We start from the raw sequence: 22221 nt of genomic DNA on the forward strand, positions 1-22221 counted from the left end.
GGACCCTGCCCCCGGCTGTGCCCGTTGGGGCAGCGGAGGGCGGCCGGCCCCTGATGGGAGGCCCGACACCGCGCCCACGCGGGCCTGTTGCGGAAGACCTCGTTCGATCTTCACCCTGTGGCCGGGTCCCGTTCATGCGTTAGCCTCCCGGCCTGGCCGGGCTCCGCACCACGCCGGGCCGGCTCCGGTTCCCGGCGGCCGGCGACGAGGAGGGCGGGGCCGACACATCGTCGGGCAGGGGCGTGCGATGCGGGGACGACAGGACAAGCCCGGCCCGGACGGCGGCGGGACGGGCCGCGCGGCGGCGGTGCCCCCGCCGGTCAGGTCCGCGTCCGACGGCGTCAGGTCCGCCGGTGCCGGGTTCGCCGGCGTCGCGGCGGCCGGTGCGCGGGAGCCGGCGGGCGGTGTCCCGCTCGCCACGGCGGCGGCCGGATCCGCGGCCGCGCTCGGCCCACGCGAACTGCTGGCCATGCAGGGCGCCGCCGGGAACAGCGCCGCCTCCCGCGTCCTCGGCAACCGCCCCGCCCCGCCGCCGGACGGCTCCGGACCGCCCGTGGTGGCGCGGACGCCACTGGCGCCGATCGTCGAGGAGGAGAGCGGGAGCAGGGGCGACAGCGGGAGCGCCAGGGAACCGGCGGACCGGGTGTCCGCCCCGGCCCCGAAGCGGCGCGGTCCGGCCCGAAGCGCCCGGCGGAACCCGCCCGTGGCCGGCCGGCGGGCGGGACCCGACGCGACGAGGCCGGGCAAGGCCATGCAGCACCCGCCGCTGGTGCTGCCGCCGTATCTGCGGGACATGACGTCCGCGGGGCTCTCCACCGCCTCGGGGCTGACCGGACACGAGGCGGTGGGACGCGCCGTGGCCGCGATCGAGGGCGCTGCGGACGCCGACGTGGCCACGGTGGGGCGGGAGTTGGCGGGGCGGCCGGAGACCTTCTACGGCCACGGCCGGGTCTTCTCCGTGCGCGGGAGCGGCGGCGCGTACGACGTCACGGTGTCCGTCCGCCCAAACCCGGGCCGCCCCGGGCCCGAGCCCTCGATGTACGAGAACCCCGAAGCCGCCTCGCCCGTCCTGCCGGACGACCTGGCGCGGGGCGCGGCGGCCGCCCAGGACGGCACGACCAAGGTGGACCAGCAGCACTCCTCGGCCGCCACCGTGGTGACCGACGCCACCCGCTCGCGGCAGGCCGGCCTCACCGGCGGCGGTACGGTCCTGGTCCCGACGCCCGCGCCCGCCGTGTGGGCCGGCGCGCAGCTCGCGGCCGGTCTCGCGCTGCGCAGCGACCACGACGTGCACAGCACCAGAACGGTGTCCGAGCCGCGCGTCCTGCGCAGTTCGGGCGGCACGGTCCGGGCGCTGCGGCACGTGCGCTACACCGTGCGGATCAGACCGCAGGGCCCCTACGGCACCGAGCGGGTGGCGTCGGCCGACGGCACCCTCACCATGCGCGTGCCGCACGAGCACCTCGTGCCGCGCGGCACGGTGCGGCCCGACCCGGGCCCCGCGCTCACCGGGGAGCAGCAGAAGGACGTACGGCAGGCCACGTCGCTGGCGGTCGTCGGAGTCGAGACCCCGGGCGCCCCGCACGGTGGTGGCGGGGGCCTGTTCGACGCGGTGAACTCCGTACTGCACCCCCAGGCGGCCGCCCCGGGATCGGCCGACCGCACCCGGCTCTACGAGGCCACCGGCGCCGCGACGATCCTCCAGGACCTGCCGCGCCTGCTGACCGGCTGGGTCGCGAGCGAGGACCTGTCGGCCGGCGCCGCCGGTGCCGAGAGCGCCTACCGGATGCGGGCCGACATCGTCTCCCTGGCCCCGGCGTGGCAGGCCGGCCAGACGCAGCTCCGCACCCACCAGCAGGCACAGCACGGCGCGGGCGCCTCTATGGGCAAGGGCATGAGCGGGGTGGCGGGGGCCGGCCCCGCCCTGGGCCTCGGGGCTCCCGGCGCGGGCCCGGCCGTGCGCTTCAAGGGGATGCCCGCGGCGAGCTTCAGGCGGATGCGGTTCGCCTCGGCCGACCAGACGGCGGCGACCCGGCAGGGGGCCGAGGTCCGGGGGGACAAGGCGCTCTACCTGGGCCGGGTCCTGCTCACCGTCGAGGGCACCGGGCCCGCCGCGCCGCGGCACACCCGTACGCCCGGCGGCCGCTCGGTGCGGCACACCCTCGACGCCTGGATCAGCATGCGGGCCGAGGAGGCCCGCCACCTCGGGCTGCCGCTGCCGGCCGCCATGGAACCCGGCGAGCTGTACACCAAGGCGGACCGCGAGCGGCCCGACGGCACGCCCGAGACGAACGCCGACGGCACACCCCGCAAGGCCGAACGCCATCTGCCCTTCGGCGCGATGGGCTCCAGCGCCGCCCTCACCCACCTGGACACCCGGCCGCTGATCGACGTGCTGGAGCGACTGTTCGCCACCAACCCCGAACTGGCCGGCTACCTGCCGCCGTTCGGCGAGCAGGCCACCGGGCGCGTCGCCCGCGCGGACGCCGAGGCCCAGCGGCGCAACTACCGGGAACTGGTGACCGTCCTGTCGGAGACCAACCTGCGCGCCAACAAGGACCAGTTGCTGTCCGCGGGGGTTCCCGTGCGGCTGCGCCGCAAGGCCGCGCTGCGCTCCGACGACGTACAGATCCGGGTCCGGGGGAGGATCGGCGCGCTCACCTATCTCGGCGACACCCCGGACTGGCTGGTGCGCAGCAGTTCGGGCGTCGGGTCGAGCGGGCAGACGGGAGGCGTCACCGCCCGCAAGGCGGGCGTGCAGGGCGGCGTCCGGGCCACCCTGGTGCCCGGCGCGCTGTCGGCGCAGGTGGCGGCCGAGGCGGCGCTGGAGAGCAGCCGCAGTGCCCAGGGCGGTCCGGTGACCCGTACCGACTCGCTGAACAGCGGTGACGTCTCGACCAGTACGTTCGGCACCAGCCTGTCGCTCGCCGTGCACGTCACCATGACCAGCCGGGAGCGCACCGGGAAGCGGGCCGTCACCCCCGGACGTCCCGGGCGCCACCAGCCGGTGGCCGAGGTGATCGCCAGTTCGGACGACCGCACCGGCGAGGACAACCCGCTGCGCGAGCTGAGCGAACAGCGGCAGGACGTCCGGCTGAGCGCACCGACCGCGACCACCCTGGACGACGACGCCCACGAGAAGCTCACCCGGCGCCGGGGCGCGGGGCGCATGAGCCGGTCCGGTCGCCTCGACGCCACCGGCATCACCGACCTGACCACCCGGCCCGCGGGCGGCGGTCTGCGCGACTGGGACTTCGTGGAGACCGTCGGCGATGCCGAGCAGATCCGGGACCTGGCCTTCCGGCTGCTCTCCCAGGCGGCGCGGCGGGGCAGCACGGACAAGCCCGGCGACACCGCGTTCGAGACGGAGGGCCTGGCCCCGCGCCTGGCGGTCGAGGACCGCTTCAGCCCGCAGGCCGTCACGGCGGCGCTGCGGCAGGGCGTCACCTCGGGCTGGGTGGTGGCCGGCCTGCGCCACCCCCGGCGGCTCACCGCGCTGGACGGCGCGGTCGGCACCCGGTTCGCACTCACCAACCCCCATGTGCGGCACAAGGCCACCGGGGCGGGCATGGAGAACATGTCCCTGGGCGGACACCAGGGCTCCGGACAACGGGCGCGGACCACGAGCAGGACCTACTCGGCGGACGCCAGGGGGATGGAGTCCGGCCAGGACTGGTCGCTGTGGGAGACCGCGGCCTACCGCCGCACCAAGGCGAGGACGGACGCCCGGAGCATGACGCTGAGCGGCACCGTGGAACGCAACGCGGTCAACCCGCGCAGCCGCCCCCTCTACCTCGTCCAGTGCGACCTGGCCGTCAGCATGGTCGCCGAGGTCGCGGTCAACGGCTCCGGCCCCTATACGGCGGCCAGGAAGCAGACGATCCCGGGCAGCGTCGGCCTCTGGCTGACCGGGGCCCAACTCGCGGCGGCCGGACTGCGGGACCCGGAGGAACGGGAACGCGAACAGCGGGACGCGCTCGCGCAGATGGGGCCGACCGGACTGTTCGGCTCCGCCGCCCCGGCGGCGGACCAGGGGACGGGCAAGGGCAAGAACACCGGCAGGGCGGAGGAGCGGGGAGCGGGCCACGGCGACGGCCAGGGCCAGAGCCAGAGCCAGGGCCAGAACCAAGGCCAGGGCCGGAACCGGGGGCAAGGGCAGGAAGGGGAGCGGGAGCAGGGCACGGAAACGGCCACCACCACGACCACCGCGGCCCCCGCCCCCACACCCCTCCCCGAGCACGCCGGGGACATGCCCGTCGGCTTCGGCCTGATCGACGAACTGCCCGATTTCGTCCCCCTCCTGAAGCGGCTGCGCTCGGCCGTGGAGGACCGGGGCCTGGCGGCGGACCTGCTGCCGGCGCACCGGCTCGACGACCGCTTCGACAACGTGCAGCGGCTGCTGCGCGTCCTGGACCGGGACGGCGCCACCGGCCTGCTCGCCGGCGCCATGGACGGCGGCGTGCCCGTGGAACTGCTGCGCAACAGCAGCCGGCCCGGCCGCCGGGCGAAGCCGTACTGGGCCGTGTTCCACGTCAGGCGGACCGGGCCCGGTGCGATCGTCGGGCCGTCCGGTGGCGACCGGGAGATGGAGTACGCGACCGTGGCGGCCGCGCAGCGCGCCGACACCCACCAGGAGAGCCGGTCCGACGGCGTGGGCGGTGCGCTGACCGGCTCCGAGTCGTCCGGTGAGGCGGCCACCAACCGGAACGGAGGGGTCTTCGGCCCGGCGGCCGGCCGGTCCGCGGCCACGAGCCGGACCGTGGCCGGGCGCGGCCAGACCGGTCTGCGGGCCATCGTGGGCGACGCGGCGTCGGTGCGGGTACGCGTCCCGGTCCGCGCCGAGCTGGAACTGCGCTCCGCCGACGGCCGGCTGGCCACCGTCGGCCTCGGCGGCGCACTGGTCCACCGCGCCCTGTCGAAGGACATGGAGGCCCTGGCCGGCATCTCGCCGGTACCGGGGGAGCGCCGGCCCGGGATGGAGCCGGTGGTCTCGCCGCCCCCGAGCGGCGCGGACCCGGCCGCCCTGCGCGCGTGGCACGCGGCGGGGGCCCGGCTGCCGCTGGAGGCGCAGGCCAACGGATTCAGGGGCGCGCCCCAGGTGCGGGAGGTGATCGGCCGGGCGATGGCGGCGGCCGACGTGAACACGGGCTTCCGCAAGCCGGGGAGCGCCGCGCACTACGCACAGGGCGAGGCGGTCTCCACGGAGTGGCTGCTGGCCGCCCTGCCGCTGCTGGTGTCCGGTGGTGCCGAACTGCCGCCCGTGCACGTCTCCGGCGCCAAGGGCCACGACATCGACTGCGCGCTGCACGCGCGGCTGCTCGACGCCCGGCTCCTGGGCGAGAGCGACGAGATGACGTTCGAGACGGTGTTCCAGAGCGCGCCGGACGCCTCCCGTCCCGCGGGTGCCGAGCACCGGCAGGCGGCACGGCACGGCCGGTCGGGGGGCTTCTCGGGCGGTGTCGGCCCGGTACGGGCGGAGCAGTCCGGCATGACCAACGCGCCGGGCGGGGTCGGCGGCGAGGGCGGCGCGGCCGGGACGGTGGGCAACGCGGCCGGCACCGTCCCGCTCCGCAAGCCCAAGGAGACCTCGGCGCTCGTCCAGTTCACCCTGGAGTTCCGGGCCGTGGCCCGGACCCGTCACCGGCACACCCGGGGGCTGCGGGGAGCCGAGGCCGCCGTCGGTGTGCGGGACGGCGTCCTGCCGACCCCGGTGGTGATCCGGATGCCGGCGTCCGAGGCGCGCCGGTTCGCCGCGGACGGGTAGGCCCGGCCGGCCGGTGCCGCCCCGGTCGTTGCCCTCGTCGCTGCCCTCGTGGACCTGTCGGAGGCAGGGGTGCTCCGGTAAGGCTGGATGGTCAACCGTCCGGTGTCGAAGGGAGCGTCGTGCGCGCGCACGGAACGCGGAGCCGATCGTCCGACGAGCGGGACGCGGCGACCCGCCAGGTGGCGGCGCCGAGCGCGCCCGTCCAGCGGATGCTGACCCTCCAGCGCCTGGCGGGGAACGCGGCCGTGGCCCGGTCCGTCGAGGCGGAGCGGCATCAGCACGGCCCGGGGTGCGGGCACACCGGCCCGGCCGTGCAGCGCCGGGAGGCCGCCCCGCACGAGCACGGGCCCGGCTGCGGTCACGCAGGGGTGGAGGACACCGGCCCGACGGCCCAGCGCAGCCTCCTCGACGCCGCCAGGAACACGCCGAGCACGTCGCTCCCCGGGGCCTTCCTCGCCAAGGCGAAGCCGTTCTTCCAGAACGACCGGCTCTCCGAGGGGCGCGTGCACGACAATCCGATAGCTCAGCGCGCCACCGCGGCGCTGGGCGCCGAGGCCATGACGGTCGGCAAGCACATCTTCCTCGGTCCGAAGGCCGTCGGTAACACGAAGACCCTCGTCCACGAGGCCAGCCACCTCGACAAGAACATCAGGGGCATCCCCGAGACGGGCAACGACCACGGTGGCGGCCTCACCGTCACGGACCCCGGGCAGGGCTCGGAGCGGGCGGCGGACACCGACAGCGACGCCTTCATGTCCGGGGCCGGCACCGCCCCGTCCGTCGTCGCCCAGCGACGGGTCGCGGGGAACGCGGACGACGCGGACACGGCCGTCCAGCGCAGCACGGGCGGCAGGGGTGGCACCGACACGGTGCAGCGGGCGGGGGACGACGCGCTGCGCGCTGCCCGGAACCCGGCGGAGATGATCGCCGCCCTGGAGAAGTCGGGCCACTCCAAGGACGACGCCTGGGAGCTGATGCGATACATGGGAAAGCAGCAGTTCCCCGCCGGCGAGGGCCAGACGGACTTCGACATGCTTTCCCACATCAAGGACGTGGAGAAGCACAAGATCTCCGCTGTCCGCAAGACGGGGTCCCAGGGTCTGCTGGCCAAGCGGTGGACGATCCGCCACTACACGGGCGACGACCCGAAGAACCCGCCGACCTTCCGGGACATCATGTCGACGTACGACAACGCGAAGGCCGGAGGGGTGAGCGCGAACACGAACGTCGCGGACTGGCGCTCGCTGGGCAACATCAAGTTCTCGTTCTACCTGGTGGCCGTCGACGGCAAGGTGCCCGACCGCAACTGGCTCAACAACAAGCACTGGTACGCGGAGTGGGACCTGGACAGCATCGAGGACTGCTGGGTCTCCGCGGACCTGCTGGAGCGAATGAACAAGGACATGGACGCGGACGGAGCCCGGGAGGCGCTCAAGGGAGCCCACGCGTTCAGGGGTTCCGGCACGAAGCTGAAGGAACTGCTGGCGGCCTCGGCGTTCGGAGCGGGCAACGAACCGGCGGCGGCACTGGACACCGCGATCGGCGGAGCCTTCGAACTCAAGGTGCCCAACGGTCTGCGGGTCAGCGAGTGGCACCACAGGTGAGAGCGGTCCGCGCGGGGACGTGAGGGCATGCGGTCCGGCCCCGGGCGGCCACCGAGCCCGCGGACTGGCGGTACTTCGGCGGCGAGACGGGTGAGGAGCTCCGGCTCGAGGCCGTCCGGTTCACCGTGTGACCGGGTCCGCCGGGGCAACCCGGTCTGCCCGAGCGACTCCTGACGTGACATCGACGCCCCCGTAGCGTCGGTGTGTGAGCCTTTGGACTTCCCTCGAGCCCGCGTCCGCCACCGTCGACCCCGGCAGCAGCACGCGTGTGCGGCTGCGGGTGCGCAATACCGGTGATGTCGTCGACGAGTACCGGTTCGAGCCCGTGGGGGACGTGGCGCCGTGGACGACGGTGGAGCCGCAGACCTTGCGGTTGTATCCGGGGACGACGGGGACGGTCGAGTTGACGTTCGCGCCGCCGCGTACGCCGGATGCGGCGGCGGGTCCGAATCCGTATGCGGTGCGGATCACGCCGACGGAGCATCCGGACGCGGTGACGGTTCCGGAGGGGAACCTGACGATCACCCCGTTCACGGAGGTGCGGGCGGAGTTGGTGCCGCCGACGGTGAAGGGCCGGTTCCGGGGGCGGCCCCGGCTGGCGGTGGACAACCTCGGCAATACGAAGGTGACGGCGTCGGTCGCGGGCAGTGATGCCGGGGATCATCTGTCGTACGAGATTCGTCCGGGGAATGTGCAGATCGAGCCGGGTCGTGCGGCGTTCGTGGAGGCGACGCTGAAGCCGCGGCAGATCATCTGGTTCGGTTCGAAGGAGGAGCGGCCGTACTCGTTGGCGGTGCGGCGGTCGGGGGTCGAGCCGGACGAGGTGGAGGGGACGTATGTCCAGCGGGGGTTCCTGCCCGGGTGGATCGCGGCGTTCTTCGGTATCGCGCTGGCGTTGACGATCGCGTTCGTGATGATCTGGATCGCTTACAAGCCGCAGGTCCGCACGAGTGCGACGGAGCAGATCGAGCAGGCGGGCAGTGCGTTGGCGCCGAGTCCGTCCGCCAGCGCACAGGCGCTGCCCAGCGCGGCCGAGTCGGCTCCGGAGGTACCCGAGGCGCCCGAACAGCCGGCCTCCGAGGAACCCGAGACCGACGCCGGCGCGGGTGGCGGCGGTGGTGGCGGTGGCGGTGGCGGGGCGTCCAAGAAGCCCGTGGAGAAGAAGTCCGTGGTGCCCGCCGAGAACGTCCTGCTGCGCAACACCACCAGCGACATGTGCGCCGAACTCCCCGGGCGGGAGAAGGGGAAGATCAACGGGCCCGTCCAGCAGGCCGTCTGCGACGAGACCGACGGGGACAACCAGATCTGGGACCTCGAGGTGAAGTACGAGAAGGGCGGCCCCGGCGGGGCGGCTCTCTTCCAGATCCGGAACGTCAAGGACAAGCTCTGCATGGACCTGGGCGACTACGGTGCCCGGCCCGTCGGAACGCCCGTCGCCGAGTTCCACTGCGACGGCACGACCGCCGACAACCAGCTCTGGTGGGTCGACAAGCAGCAGAGCGGCGACTACTGGATCCGCAACTTCGCCAGCAACAACAAGTGCCTGGACATCGACGGCGCCAACAACGGCGGCCTCTTCGCCCAACTGACGATCTTCAACTGCACCAACTCCGACGACCAGGAGTGGAAGATCATCCGGCTGGACAAGGACTGACGGACGGGCAAGGGCTGACGGACGGGCAAGGGCTGACGGACGGGCAAGGGCTGACGGACGGGCAAGGGCCGCCGGTCGGGCACGGACTGACAGCCGGCCAAGGACTGACAGCCGGCCGAGGACCGACGGTCACCAGCCGCCTTCGCCGGGCACCAGCCGCCCGGCCTTGCGGTACTCGCGGCGGGCGCCCTCCAGGAGGTCGCCCGCCGTCACGCGGTCCCCGCGTCCGGCGGCGAGGTAGGCGGCGGTGACCACCGCGCTGCGGATCGACCCGCCGGCCAGCTCGAAGTCCCGGGCCAGCGGCGCCGGGTCGATGCCGTCGGCGGACGGGACGTGCGACAGGCCGTGCCGCCACAGCGCCAGCCGCTGGCCGGCGTCCGGGAACGGGAAGTCGACCACCAGGTCCAGGCGCCGGGTGAAGGCCTCGTCGATGTTGGCCCGCAGGTTGGTGGTGAGCAGGGCGATGCCGTCGAAGGACTCCAGGCGCTGGAGCAGGTAGGCGCTCTCCATGTTGGCGTACCGGTCGTGCGAGTCCTTGACCTCGGAGCGCTTGCCGAAGACGGCGTCGGCCTCGTCGAAGAGGAGCACGGCGTCGGTGCGGTCGGCCTCCGTGAAGATCCGCTCCAGGTTCTTCTCGGTCTCGCCGACGTACTTGTCCACGATCGACGACAACTGGACGACGTAGAGGTCGAGCCCCAGGTCGGCCGCGACCACCTCCGCCGACAGGGTCTTGCCGGTGCCGGACTCGCCCGCGAACAGGCCGAGGACGCCCCGGCCGCGCCCGCCGCCCGCGCTGAGCCGCCAGTCGCCGAGGACGCGGTCGCGGTGGCGGGCGCGCAGGGCGAGTTCGCGGAGCTGGACGAGGGGCGCTTCGGGCAGGACCAGGTCCCGCCAGTCCACGGCGGGACGGATACGCCGCGCGTGGCTCTCCAGGCCGGAGGCCGACTGGCGGCGCGCCGCGAGCCGGACGTGGTCGGCGGTGACCGGGCCGCCGTCGAAGGCGGCGAGGGCGCGGGCGGCGTGCGCGGCGCGCTGGATCCGGTCGCCGCCCAGGCGGTAGGGGGCGACCGCGGTGGCCAGGTCGAACCCGTCGGCGTCCGGGCCCAGCGCCGCCTGCCAGGCGGCCGTTCCACCGGCCCGGCGGCCCGGCGCGTCCAGGACCAGCGGGTCGGCCGGGGACCAGTGCGGGTCGTAGGGGCGGGGATCCGTCAGCAGCACGGTCACGTCCATCGCCGCGGTCAGCGCCCGCACCAGCGGGCCCGGCCGGTCGGGCAGGCCGGACACCACGACGGCCCGGCCACTGAGGCGTGCCTCGCGCAGCAGCTCCGGGACGTCGTCCTCGGGTGCCGAGCAGCACAGCGCGTCGAGTCCCGCCGCGCGCAGGACGGAGGCGAGGGCGGCCAGGCCGTCCCCCTCACGCTGTTCGCGCAGGTAGACGGTGAGTGGTCCGTCGTGCAGACGGGCGGCCAGGCGGCGCACGAAGCCCTCGGCAGCGGGGCCCGCCGGCAACGGCTCCGGCATCGGGTGCAGCCGGCCGAGGAGCGCGGCGTCCGGGGTGTCGTCACCGAGCAGATGGCCGGCCAGCCGGTCCGGGACCCGCAACGAGCGGGTGAGGAAGGGCCGCTCCGGCTCCTCGACCTCCAGCAGACCGAGGGCGCGCAGCGGTGCCGAGGCGTGGAAACGGGCGCGGACCGCCGCCAGGTGGGCGGGCACCCCGCACAGGTCGAGCGCGAGGCTCACGGTGGCGCGGCGGCGGCTCACGTCGTCGTTGAGGTAGCCGTAGAGCGGCTCGAAGGTGCGGTCGACGTCGGGGGCGAGGGCGGTGAGCAGGACGGCGGCGTCCAGCTCGGTCAGCCCCGTCCGCCCGGCCAGCAGCGCCAGCCGGTCACCGGGACCGGCCGGGTCGGCCGCGGACACGTGCGGAGGGGCGCCTCCGAGGGCTTCGGCGGTCTCCAAGTCGTCGGCGGAGGGCCAGGTGCGGAGCAGGTGGTGTACGGCGTCGTCGGACAGGTACAGGCCGCGCAGCGGGTCGTCGGCCGTGGGATCGGTGGCGGCGCGGTGCTCGACCAGCGCGGTCACCCGCCCCCGCAGGGCGGCGAGGCGGGCGAGCAGCGCGTGGGCGGGACCGTCGTACGCGTCCTGCGCGTCCTGCGCGTCCTGCGCGTCCTGCGAGTCGTAAGAGTCGTATGAGTCGTGGGCGTTCTGCGAGGCGTGCGGGTTCTGCGAGGCGTGCGGGTTCTGCGAGTCGTGGGCGTCAGGCGAGTCGTACGGGTCCGGCGAGTCCGGCGAGGCGTGCGGGTTCCGTGAGTCGTACGGGTCGAACGACGGGGAGCCGGGTACGGCCGCCGGCGTCTCCTCGGCGGAGGCGCTCACCGCTGGTCCGGGCGACGGCCCGGCGCGTCCTTGCGGGCGGCGCGGGCGGCGGCCACCTGGTGGGGCCGGTGGGAGCGCTCGCTGGACTGTTCCGGTTCGCCGGGCAGTTCGCGCACCCGGACCATCGCGCCCTCGGTGACCGGAGGCCCGGCGTCGTACTCCGGGAAGGCGGGGAAGGGTGCGGACACCACCAGGTCGAGGGACGGTTTCAGCTCGCCGCCGAGGGCGGACCAGATCTCGGCGAGGGAACGGGACTCCGTCTGGGTACCGGCCACCGTGAGCGGCACCGACAGCTCCAGCGCCCGCAGGGCGGGCGGGAGTTCGGAGGGGGCCAGGACCTCGCGCGGCAGCAGGGTCGCCAGTACGGCGGACAGCAGCCGGTGTTCGTCCTGCGGGGTCTTGGTCCAGGCCGTCACCAGGTACGACAGCCGGAACCAGCGGGGCGGCCGGCGGCGCCGCACCTCGATGTCCCGCTCGTCGCGCACCGACACCCGACCGCTCTGACGCCGGGCCACGTCCTCCCGGATGTCGTACAGGTAGGCGTTCACGACGGGAGCGTTGCGCCGGGCCGCCCAGTCACGGGTGGGTGCCTCGAAGGACACGTCGATGCCCGAGCCCGTCAGCGCTCCGCCGCCGAGGAGGCTCTTGAGGACCTCGTCCACCTCGTGGATCACTCTCGCGCTCCCGCCCTGCCGTCTCGCCCGCCGCCCTGCGTCACCGATCGTGCCCCGGGAGCCGTCCCGCCCGCACGCGCGCCGGGGACGGCGGCCGGGCAGGCCGCCCTGCCCGCACGGGCCCAAGGGGTCGCCTTCGATTGCCCGTTCGGTCAGATGTAGCCTTCCCGCAGGGCATAGGCCACGGCGTGCGCGCGGTTGCGCAGGTGAAGTCGCGTGGTCAGTCCGTGCATGACGTTCTTGACGGTCCGTTCGGAGTAGGACAGCTTGCCGGCGATCTCTCCGGTGTCGAGGCCCTCGGCGACCAGTCGCAGGACGTCCACCTCGCGGGGTGCGAGACCCAGCGAGGGGGCGCCGGGGCGGCCCGCCGCGCCCCGGTGCAGCGTGCCCACCTGGCTGATGAGCCGGCCCAGCAGGTCGGCGGGCAGGTCGCCGTCGCCGCGGGAGGCGGCCAGCACCGCCTGCACCAGCTTGTGCGCGGTGGCCTCGTGCCGCCAGACGATGGCACCGACGCCGCACTCGACGACGTCCAGCAGTTCGCTCTCCCGGATCGCGCCGACCACGAGCACGGCGCGCGCGCCCTCGCTGCGCACGATCCTGCGCAGCCGGGTGAGCGCCGCCTCGTCGAGCGCGTCCTCGATGAGCAGGGCCACCGTGCCGGGGCCGGACTCCTCACGCAGGTCGATCTCCGGGTGGCGGCGCAACTGGCTGACCGCGCCCTCGCGGCTGATCGGGTCCGGAGCGGTCACCGCCACCGGGACGCGCCGGTCGGCGGCGCCGACGGCTCCGTCGGCGCCGAGGATGGAGATGGTGGTGTTCCGGGGTGAGTTGAGCAACCGTTTCCCCCCTGTTCACGAGCCCGCCGTCCGGCGCGGGCCGGTGGCGGATGAGCGTGTTCCACACTTCTGGGACTGCCGGGACGGCGCAATCGTGGAGCACCACGAGGCACACCACGAGACCAGCGCGGGCACCGCCACGAACGGGCCACCTGAGCGGCCGTTCCAGCAGGTCAGAGGGGCATTGCGGAAAAACCGCGGGTCCGTGGCGCCGGGCGCGCGCCACCGTGAGCCTCGCCACAACCACCGGCCGGCCCGAGGAAGGGTGTTCCTCTTCGTGGGCCACCTCACACCACCCGGGCCGGCATTCCCACGTCTCACAGACCGGGGGACCACCATCCACCACAGGAGGCACCGATGACCGGACCGCTCCGCGAACGCGACGACGCCCTGGCGCTGTTCGCGGCCGAGACCGAGCGCGCCCGGGCCGGCACCGGGGGCCTCGTCCTGCTGCGCGGGGCCACCGGCACCGGTCGCACGGCCGTACTGGAGGCCGCCGCCCGGCACGCCGCGGACCGCGGCCTGCGGGTGCTGCGTGCGCGCTGCTCACCCGAGGACACCGGTGTGTCCTTCGCCGCCGTCCTCCAGCTCCTCGGCCCGGTACCGGAGTTCACGGACCGGGCGCCGGGCGGCGACGACCGCGGCAGTGCGGCCCGGCTGTGGCGGCTGCTGCGCTCGTACGCGGACGAGGGTCCGCTGATGGTGGCCGTGGACGACGTCCACCTGGCCGACGACGCCTCGCGGCGCTGGCTGGTGGAGGCGGCGCGGCGCGTCGACCGATTACCGGTGCTGCTGGCGGCCACCGAGCGCAGCCAGTACGACATCGAACCGCGGCCCGACGGACTCACCCAGGCCCTGTCCCCCTCCCTCGTGCGCACCCACACCCTCGCCCCGCTCAGCGACGCGGCGGCGGCCGGGCTGGTCCACGCCGCCTTTCCCGCGGCCGGACCGCGCTGGACGCAGGAGTGCGTACGGGCCGGCGCCGGCAGTCCGCTGCTGCTGCATGCCCTGCTCGACGACCTCGGGGGCGTCCCGCCGCAGGCCGGCGCCGCACCCGACTGCGCCCCGCACCTGCCCGACACCTGCGCCGCGCTGTATCCCGGGACGTACCCGGCGGCCGTCTCCTGGTGGCTGAACAGCGCCGGCCCCGCCACGGCCGACGTGGCCCGCTGCCTCGCGGCACTGGAACAGGCCTGGCCGGGCACGGTCGCCGGTCCGGCAAACCCGCCGGTCGGACGCGGGGAGGCCGGGCACGCCCCGGTACCGCCCGGCACGGAGGCGGGCCGCACCGCCGCAGCCGGGTACGCACAGCCGGCCCGACCCGGCCAGGACGCGCCGTGTGCGGGGCGCGAGCGGTACGCGGAGCACGAGGAGGCCGCACAGGACACGCGGTCCGCGCCGCACGCCCAGAACGACACCCGATACGACCGGTGGGCCCGGTCCGCGGGGGGTGCGGGGCCCGCCCGGGACGAGTGGGGCGTGGCGCGTGACGAGTACGGGCGGGGCGTGGAGCCCGACGAGTACGCGCAACCTGCGCGTCACGATGCGGGCGGGCGGTCCGCGCGGCGCGATCCGGGCGGGCAGCCCACCTTTCACGTCTCGGAGGCGCAGTCCGTTCGCCACGATCCGGACGCGCAGCCCGCCCGTGCTGACGTGGAGGGGCAGCCCGTTCGCCACGACCTGGGCGTGCAGTCCGCGCGGCGCGATGCGGGCGGGCGGTCCGCGCGGCGCGATCCGGGCGGGCAGCCCACCTTTCACGTCTCGGAGGCGCAGTCCGTTCGCCACGATCCGGACGCGCAGCCCGCCCGTGATGACGTGGAGGAGCAGCCCACTCGCCACGACCTGGACGCGCAACCCCCGCGTCACGCCACGGACGGGCAGCCCCCGCGTCACGCCCCGGACCCGCAGCCCACCCCTCGCGCCCCGGACCCGCAGCCGGCGCAGCCCGGTCGGCGTGCTCAGTACGCCGAGCATGCCCAGGGCGCGCGGTCCACGTCGGCCGTGGGACGGGGCCAAGGCCCGGATCCGGGGTCCGCGCCGCACGCTCAGCGTGGACGTTGCTGTCCGCCACCCGGCGTACCGCACCGGGCGGCGCCGGGGCGAAGCCCGGTTCCCGCCCGGGGCCGTGCGGCCGAGGCGGGGACCGGGGACCCGGTCGGCCTGCTCGCCGAGGCGGCCGGGGCCGACCCCGCCCGGGTCGCCGGGTGGCTCGCCGCCATGACCCGGCTGGGACTGCTGCGGCCGGACGCCGCCGGCCGCCCCCGCTACGCGCATCCGCTGCTGCGCGACGCCGTGCTCACCGGCTGGCCGACGTCCCGCCGCGAGGCGGCGCACCGGGCGGCGGCGGAGGCGATGCTGCGCCGGGGCGACCGGGTCGAGGCGATCGCCCGGCATCTGCTGCGGACGCCGGCCGTAGGCCTGCCCTGGGCGCTGCGCGTCCTGCGCGACGCGGTCACGGTCGCCGTGCACGACGCCCGGCCCGACGACGCCGTCGGCTATCTGCGCCGGGTCCTCGACGAGCCGCTGCCGGACGACCTGCGCCAGCGGCTGCTGACCGAACTGGGCTCCCTGGAGTACGCGTCGGCCGACACCCCGGCGGCCATCGCGCGCCTCGCCGAGGCCCAGCACCTGCCCGCCGACCCCCGCGACCGGGTGCGTACGGCCGTCGCCCTCGGCACCGCCCTGGCCGGCCGCGGCGAGATCCGTACGGCCATGGAGGTGCTGCGCCGTACGGAGGGCAGGCTGTCCGGGCACCCGGACCTGACCCGCACCGTGCAGACCGCCGGCGCGCTGCTGTCCGACGAGGACCTGGCGACCCGGCGGGAGGTGTACCGGTGGCTGTGCGAGACCGGCGAACAGTCCCCGGAACTGGTGGGCACCGCCGGTCAGGCCCTGCTGGTGCGGTACGCGGCGACGGCCGCGCTGATCTCGGCCGAGGAGGCGATGACCCGCGTACGGGCCCTGCTGGCGCAGCCCACCGACCCGCTCGCCGAACCCTTCCTGCTGGGCACGGCCGCCGCGGTCGCCCAGTGGGCCGACGAACTCGACGAGGCGGACCGGCTAGTGGAACGCGGCCTGGCCGGGCAGCACCCCGCCCTGCTGCACCCGATGCAGCACGCGCTCCTCAACACCCGGGCGGACATCGCCGCGGCCCGCGGCGACCACGCCCGTCTGCTCGCCACCGGCGACGCGGCGGGGGACCCGGCACCGTCCCGCACCGGGCCCTCCAACCGGGACGCCCACGCCCTGATGGCGCTCGTCCACACCGGCCGCACCGACGAGGCGCTGCGCCTCGCCGACCGGTTCGACCTGCGCGAGGTGCCGGAGAACTGGGAGCTGAACCGCTTCCTGTACGCCCGGGGCGTGCTGCGCGCCGCCACCGGCGACCCGGCGGGCGCGCTCCACGACTTCCTGGAGTGCGGACGGCGCCAGACCGCACGAGAGGTCGTCAGCCCGGTCGTCACCCCGTGGCGCACGGCGATCGCGGAGTGCCGGCTGGCACTGGGCGCCGGCCAGGAGGCACTGGCCCTGGCGACGGAGGAACTGCGGCTGGCCCGGGTGTGGAACACCCCGCGCACGGTGGGCCGCGCCCTGAGCGTGCTGGGCACCGCGACCGGTGGGCGGCGCGGCCTGGAACTGGCCGAGGAGGCCGTACGCACCCTGCGGGACGCGCCCGCCGACGCCGAGATGGAGCTGGTCCCGGCGCTGCTCGCGCAGGGCCGTCAGCTCACCGCCGCCGGCGAACGCGGCCGCGCCCGCGACTGCCTGCGCGAGGCGGCGGAGCTGGCCGAACGCAAGGGCGCCGTGCGGCTGCTCACCCTGGTCGGGCAGGCCCTGCGCGGGAGCGGCGCCCGGGGCCCGGTGACGGCCCGGACCGGGTCGGGGGCGCTGACCGGCAGCGAGCGCCGCATCGCCGAACTGGCCGCCGACGGCCGCACGAACACCGAGATCGCCGCCCTGCTGCACGTGGCCCGGCGCACCGTGGAGACCCACCTGACCAGCACCTACCGGAAGCTGCGGATACGCCGCAGGACCGAGCTGCCCGGTGCGCTGGACCGGGGCCGGGGCCGGGTCCGGCCCGGCGACGCGCACCCCGTCGCGCGGGACACCGCTCAGGACTGAGGGCCGGCGGGCGCCAGACGTCCCCGCGCGGCCCGCAGCCTGGTCTCGTCCGCCGTCTCGGCGAGCAGCCGCCGCACGACCGGCTCGGGCATCCGGACCACCACCGGCGTGGGCAGGGTGACCTCCCGTACGGCCGTCCCGGTCCGGTGCGTGCCGCGGGCCACGACCCGCGCCACCACCCGTACGTCCACCGTGAACTGGACGAGCACCGACCGCTGCTTGGGCTTGTGCACCGGCATCGAGCCGGAGCCGTTCGCCGTCATGTCCGCCGCGCCGCCCGCACTGTCGGCGTTGGCCAGGGCCTGGTTGAGCCGGAACTCGGTGGCGTTGAGCAGGCCCGCGCCGAACAGTCCGCGCCCCGCCCGCCCGTGGTCCGCCGCGTACTGGCCGTCCTCCTGGGTGGGCCTGGGGCCGTCCGGGCCGCTGGGCGCGACCGTCTCGAACGACATCCTGGCGCCGGTGCCGAGCACCTTCCCGGCGCGCAGCCGCGCGTGCACCGACGCCCGGAGGTCCTGGCCCTGGAGCCCACTGGCGTGCACCGGCGGCAGCTCCGCCCCCGCGCTGGTCAGCAGCGGCAGCGCCGAGATCATCCACTCGGTGGAGACGGCCTCCTGGAGGGTGTACGCGGCGGACTGCCCCGTGTCGCGGTAACGGCGCCCGCCCCCGGCCTCCCGCACCGCCGCGTCCACCAACTGCCGTACCCGCGCCGCCCCCTGGAAGCCGTTGACCTGGGCCTCCATCGGCAGCCGTACACCGCCGTCGCGCCAGGCGCCGAGCCGTGCCGGGTCGGCGTCCGCGGCGGCGGGCGGCCTTTCGCCGTCCGGGCGGGGGGTGGTGGGCTCGAGCCGGGCCAGGGCCGTCAGGTCGTCCTTCGGTACGCGGTGTACCAGTTCCTTGCGGCCCAGCCGGGCGAGCGCCACCCGGCCCTTCGCCGAGTGCAGCTCCAGCGAGGCGTCGACCGGCACGCGCATCCTCGCCGGGCCCGTCGAGGAGTCGGCGACCAGCTTCATGCCCACCTGGGCGCGGGAGGCCGAGCCCTCGCGCCGCGAGTCGTTCGCGGCGGCGCCCAGGCCCGCGACACCGCCCGTGCTCTTCAGCACCCCGGCGCCGCCGTCCGGTTTGGCGGAGCCCGCGAAGACGCCTTCCGCGCCGAGCGAGCCGCCCTGCTCCCGGGAGTCCGTCCGCTGCGTGGTGGCCGAGGTGATGTACTCCATGTCCCGCTTGTCGGTCGCCATCCCGGCGAACCTGCCGGGACCCGACCGGCGGACCCGGAACACCGCCCAGTACGGCGTCCTGCGGCCGTCGAACAGCTCCACGGTGACGCCGCCGTCCATGGCGCTCGACAGCAGCCCCTCGGAGCCGTCCCGGTCCAGGACGCGCAGCAGCCGCTGCACGTTGTCGTGGGGGTCGTCGAGCTGCCGGTGCGGCAGCAGGTCCGCCGCCAGGGCCTTGTCGCGGCGGGCGAGGGCGGCGCGCAGCTCCGTCAGCAGCGGCACGAAGGCCGGCAGGTTCTCGATCATGCCCATACCGAGCGGCAGACGGGCGTCGAGGTCGGGCACGGGCTCCGCGGGAGTGCGGGCGGGGTCGGCGGGCGGGACCATCGGCGCGTCGGTCCGCCGGTCCGCCGTCCGCTCGCCAGCCCGGGGGGACCCGGCCCCCTGCGCGCCCGCTCCCGTCCGGCCCTGCCCGGGTGCGGGCACGCCCCCGGTCCCCAGCGCCTCGGCCGCCGGCTTCGGCGGTCGCAGCCCCTGTGCGGAGAGCTGCTCCGCCGTCAGCCACACCCCCACCTCGCCCGGCAGCGTCCGTGCCTGACCGGTCACGTAGGGGCCGCCGCCCGTGACCTTGACCTCGGCGACCATGGTGACCAGCAGGTCGCACTGGACCAGGTAGAGCGGGGCCTTGCGCGGGGTGTGGGCGTTGCGCTCCACCGTGCCGGACACCGTGACCGCCCCGGCGGTGCTCTCGCCCTTGCTCCGGGTGACCGCCGCGCCCTGGCCGGTGCGCCACTCGGCGCCGTTCTGCAGGCCCATCAGCCCGCCCTGGTACGTGGTGGTGGTGCCGTGCCCCTGCTGGCCGCCGGCCTGGTGCCCGCCGAGCAGGAAGGTCTCCGTACCGGGGCCCGAACCCTCGTGCATCACCCGGGGATTGGCCAGCGTCAGCCGCATGCCCACCGCCCCGTCCAGCGCGGCCAGCCGGCGCGGGTACCTCAGCTTCTTCACCACCCACCCCGAGGACACCGCCTGCCGCAGCGCCCCCGTGATCGCCCCCGGACCGAGCCGCTCCTCGATCGCCTGCCGGGGGGCGAGACCCTCGGTCTGCAGCGCCCGGTCCTCGCGGACGCCCTTGTCCCTGGCCGCCGCCCCGGCCAGCAGGCCGAAGGCCAGCTCCCGGATCGGTGCGCCGGAGCCGACGGTCTCCACCAGCGTCCAGTTCCGCAGGGCCCGGCCGCTCGCCGGGCGCGGTGTCAGCGCGGCCAGGTCCCCGATGCCGGTGGCGTCCACCCGCCACTCCGGCCGTCGGGCCCGCGCGCCGCGCGCCGCGGTCTCCGCGTCGAGCCGCTGCTTCTCGTCGCCGTCCAGGGTGAACTCCGTCGGAGTGACCAGCCGTACGTCCTGCCGCTCCACGTCCATCCGGGCGATGCGCTCCGGTTCGGGCACGTCGCGCCCCGGGGAGCCGGGCAGCACCGAGCGCCGCGCCTTGCGCTGCCGGTGCACCATGGTGACCTGCACCTGGAGGTTGAGCGGCGCCGAGAAGACACTGGCGTCCTCGGAACCGTTGGTGAGGACGTCGCTGCGGGTGGTGGGGCCGGCCTGGTTGCGGCGGGCGCTGATGTGGTTGCGGTCGCGGCGGGCCGAGCCGGTCAGGACGCCGGGGACGATCCGCACCTGGCCGATCGCCGACCAGCCGGCCGACCGGGAACTGCTCCGTCCGCTCTGGAGGTTGCTGCTGACGCCGGAGTGGCTGCGCACCAGCCACTTGCGGATGTCACCGGCGTACTCGGCGTCGCCGAGCGTGCCGGTGACCCGTATCTGCACGTCGTGGGCGTGCATACGGCTCTTGCGGCGCAGCCGCACCGGGACGCCCGTGGACAGCAACTGGTCCTTGTTCGCCTTCAGGTTGGTCTCCGAGAGCCGGGTTACCAGCTCCTGGTAGTTGTGCCGCTGGGCCTCGGCGTCCGCCGGATCAGTGCCCGGCTTCCGCTGGTCGCCGAAGGGTGGCAGGAAGCCCTCGAGCCGGGGGTCGGCGGCGAACATCTTCTCGATGGACGCGATCATCCCCGTGGTGTCCAGCCGGTCGAGCGCCACGCTCGCCCCCATCGCCCCGAACGGGAGGTGACGCTCGACGTCCTCCTCCGTCCCCGGCCCGTCCCCGGCGTCCTCCCGCCGCCGTTTCGGCTTGGTGACGAGCGGGCCGGCGGTCACCCCGGGCGGCAGCGGCAGGCCCAAGTCCCGCGCCTCGTCCGCCCGCAGGGTCAGCCACATCCGCAGGGAGTGGTGGGCCACCCGGGAGGCCCGGCCCAGCAGCATCTGGGCGGACGAGGTCCCCGTGCCCTCCACCGTGAGGTCCACGGTGGCCAGGTAGAGCACCTTGTCGCCCCTGACCTCCGCGCCCACCCGGCGGGCCGTCGTCTGGTCGTACTGGGTGAAGCGGGCCTTGCGCGCGGCGGCGGTGGGCATCGCCCCGGCCCGCACGACGGCGGCGTTCACGGCCACGCCGGCACCGACGGCCGGTCCCGCGCCGACCGCCCCGGAACGTCCCTTGCCCGCGGCGTCGGCCGCCGTGTGCTGGGCGTGGGCGTGGGTGCGGAGCTGGGTCTCGCCGGCGGCCCAGCCCGGGGTGAGGCCCGCGATGCGGGCGCTCATCCGGTAGGCGCCGGCCGTACGGGGGTCGGGCCCGGTCAGGTCGTCGCTGACGACGCCGTTGCCCAGCAGCCGGGGCATGTCCTCCAGCACGGTCGTGGTGGAGGTCGCCGCGTACAGGCGGGCCCGCCCGGGGGAGCCGGGCGCGGTGAGCGAGGGGTGCAGCACGGAGGCGACCGCGTCGAACAGCCCACCGCCGCCCGCGTGCGGCCCGGCGTCGTCGGCGCGCGGTCCGGCGTCGTCGGTGACGGCGACCGGGGCGAGGGAACCGGCGTGCCGCAGCCGCTTCGCCAGGGCCGGGTCGTCGAAGCGCCGCGCCGGTGGCGGCGCGGCGGTGTCGTACGGCACCAGGCTCTCGGTCGGCACCCGCATGGTCAGCGTGCCGGCGCCGTACACGGGCGGCGCGGGTGCCGCGTCCTGCTGCCGGATCCGTACGCCGTACCGCACCCTGCGCGGCACCTCGACCGATCCCGACTCGCTGCGCAGCACGCGCGGTTCGGCCACGCCCTTGTGGCCGCGGCTCTCCTGGGAGGACTGCCAGGGCTGGGCCTGGGCCATGCCCACGCCGCCCAGGTAGAGGCCCGGTGCGACGGGTGCCAGCCCGAAGAAGGTGCCGCCCGCGCCGTAGCTGGTCGAGCCGCCCGAGCTGGAGCCCACCGTGGCGGCCGAGTTGTGGTGGACGTCGACCTTGGCGGCCTCCTCCACGGCCCGCGCGAGGGCGGCCGGCTCGATCTCCGGGGGCCGTTCGTCGGGGGCGGCGGAGATGGTGACGGTCACGTCGAACCAGCCCCTCCCCTCGCCTCCCTCGACGGCGAACGCGCGGCCCCGCCCGTAGAACGACTCGGGCCTCGCGGCCAGCTCCGCGGCGATCTCGGCGACCGTGCCGTCGCCGCGCGCGACGGCGCCGGCCACGACGGTGCGGACGAACTCGTGTCCGGTCAGCCCGTACGTCGAGGACAGTCCCGGGGCCTGGAGGCCCAGCAGGTACGTGGGGAGGGTCAGGCCGCGCTCGGCGGCCTCCGGCACCGTGCCGAGGCCCGGCCCGCCCGGCGCGGGGGCGCTGTCCGCCGCGCCCGGCCGCATCGCCCGCGTGGCCCGCGTGGCCCGCAGATTGCCGGCGCTCTGCTGGAGCGCGAGCATGGAGCGCGGTCCGGGGCCGTCGGCCGGAGTCCGGCCGGGCGCGCGTTCCGCCCGGGGGACCGAGGGCGTCGGCCCACGGGCGCCGTCCTGGCGCTCGTCCGTCTGCCGCCGCCTCTGCCGCTGTCCTCGCACCCGCGTCAGCGTATGGACGCGGAAGCGGCCGCACGGGGCCCGTGACCGGGTTCGGGAAGATC

At 75.7% G+C, this 22221-nt stretch carries 8 protein-coding genes; 4 read left to right on the top strand and 4 right to left on the bottom strand.

Going from position 1 to position 22221, the window contains the following annotated elements; genetic code table 11:
- Positions 1–247 precede the first annotated feature (247 nt).
- From B1H29_RS20415 to B1H29_RS20425, 3 genes are all read left to right on the top strand, one after another.
- A complete protein-coding gene (locus B1H29_RS20415; RefSeq protein ID WP_055417556.1) occupies positions 248–5764 on the top strand; it encodes a hypothetical protein in 5517 nt (1838 codons plus the stop codon).
- Positions 5765–5883: 119 nt separating this feature from the next.
- Positions 5884–7368 (top strand): eCIS core domain-containing protein, encoded by a 1485-nt coding sequence (locus B1H29_RS39420; RefSeq protein WP_234392971.1) that lies wholly within the window; start codon positions 5884–5886, stop codon positions 7366–7368.
- A 205-nt stretch (positions 7369–7573) separates the two neighbouring features.
- Positions 7574–9022 carry an RICIN domain-containing protein gene (locus B1H29_RS20425; RefSeq protein ID WP_055417555.1) on the top strand — a complete coding sequence of 483 codons (1449 nt, stop codon included), beginning with the start codon at positions 7574–7576 and terminating at the stop codon, positions 9020–9022.
- Between the two features lie 129 nt (positions 9023–9151).
- Here the strand turns inward: B1H29_RS20425 and B1H29_RS20430 are convergent, their stop codons facing one another.
- From B1H29_RS20430 to B1H29_RS20440, 3 genes are all read right to left on the bottom strand, one after another.
- Entirely contained in the window at positions 9152–11134 is a 1983-nt protein-coding gene (locus tag B1H29_RS20430; protein ID WP_079160799.1) for an ATP-binding protein, read from the bottom strand.
- A 257-nt stretch (positions 11135–11391) separates the two neighbouring features.
- A complete protein-coding gene (locus tag B1H29_RS20435) occupies positions 11392–12069 on the bottom strand; it encodes a DUF4255 domain-containing protein (RefSeq protein WP_055417554.1) in 678 nt (225 codons plus the stop codon).
- A 152-nt stretch (positions 12070–12221) separates the two neighbouring features.
- Positions 12222–12905 (bottom strand): helix-turn-helix transcriptional regulator, encoded by a 684-nt coding sequence (locus tag B1H29_RS20440; protein WP_409350902.1) that lies wholly within the window; start codon positions 12903–12905, stop codon positions 12222–12224.
- 357 nt (positions 12906–13262) lie between these two features.
- Between B1H29_RS20440 and B1H29_RS20450 the strand changes: the two genes are divergently transcribed.
- Positions 13263–17027 (top strand): AAA family ATPase, encoded by a 3765-nt coding sequence (locus B1H29_RS20450; RefSeq protein WP_055417553.1) that lies wholly within the window; start codon positions 13263–13265, stop codon positions 17025–17027.
- Here B1H29_RS20450 and B1H29_RS20455 read toward each other — a convergent pair.
- Positions 17018–22159 carry a hypothetical protein gene (locus B1H29_RS20455; RefSeq protein ID WP_159027841.1) on the bottom strand — a complete coding sequence of 1714 codons (5142 nt, stop codon included), beginning with the start codon at positions 22157–22159 and terminating at the stop codon, positions 17018–17020. The genes B1H29_RS20450 and B1H29_RS20455 overlap by 10 nt on opposite strands.
- Between the last annotated feature and the right edge of the window lie 62 nt (positions 22160–22221).

Origin of the sequence: Streptomyces pactum (assembly GCF_002005225.1) — a bacterium.
Taxonomy (GTDB): Bacteria; Actinomycetota; Actinomycetes; order Streptomycetales; family Streptomycetaceae; genus Streptomyces; species Streptomyces pactum_A.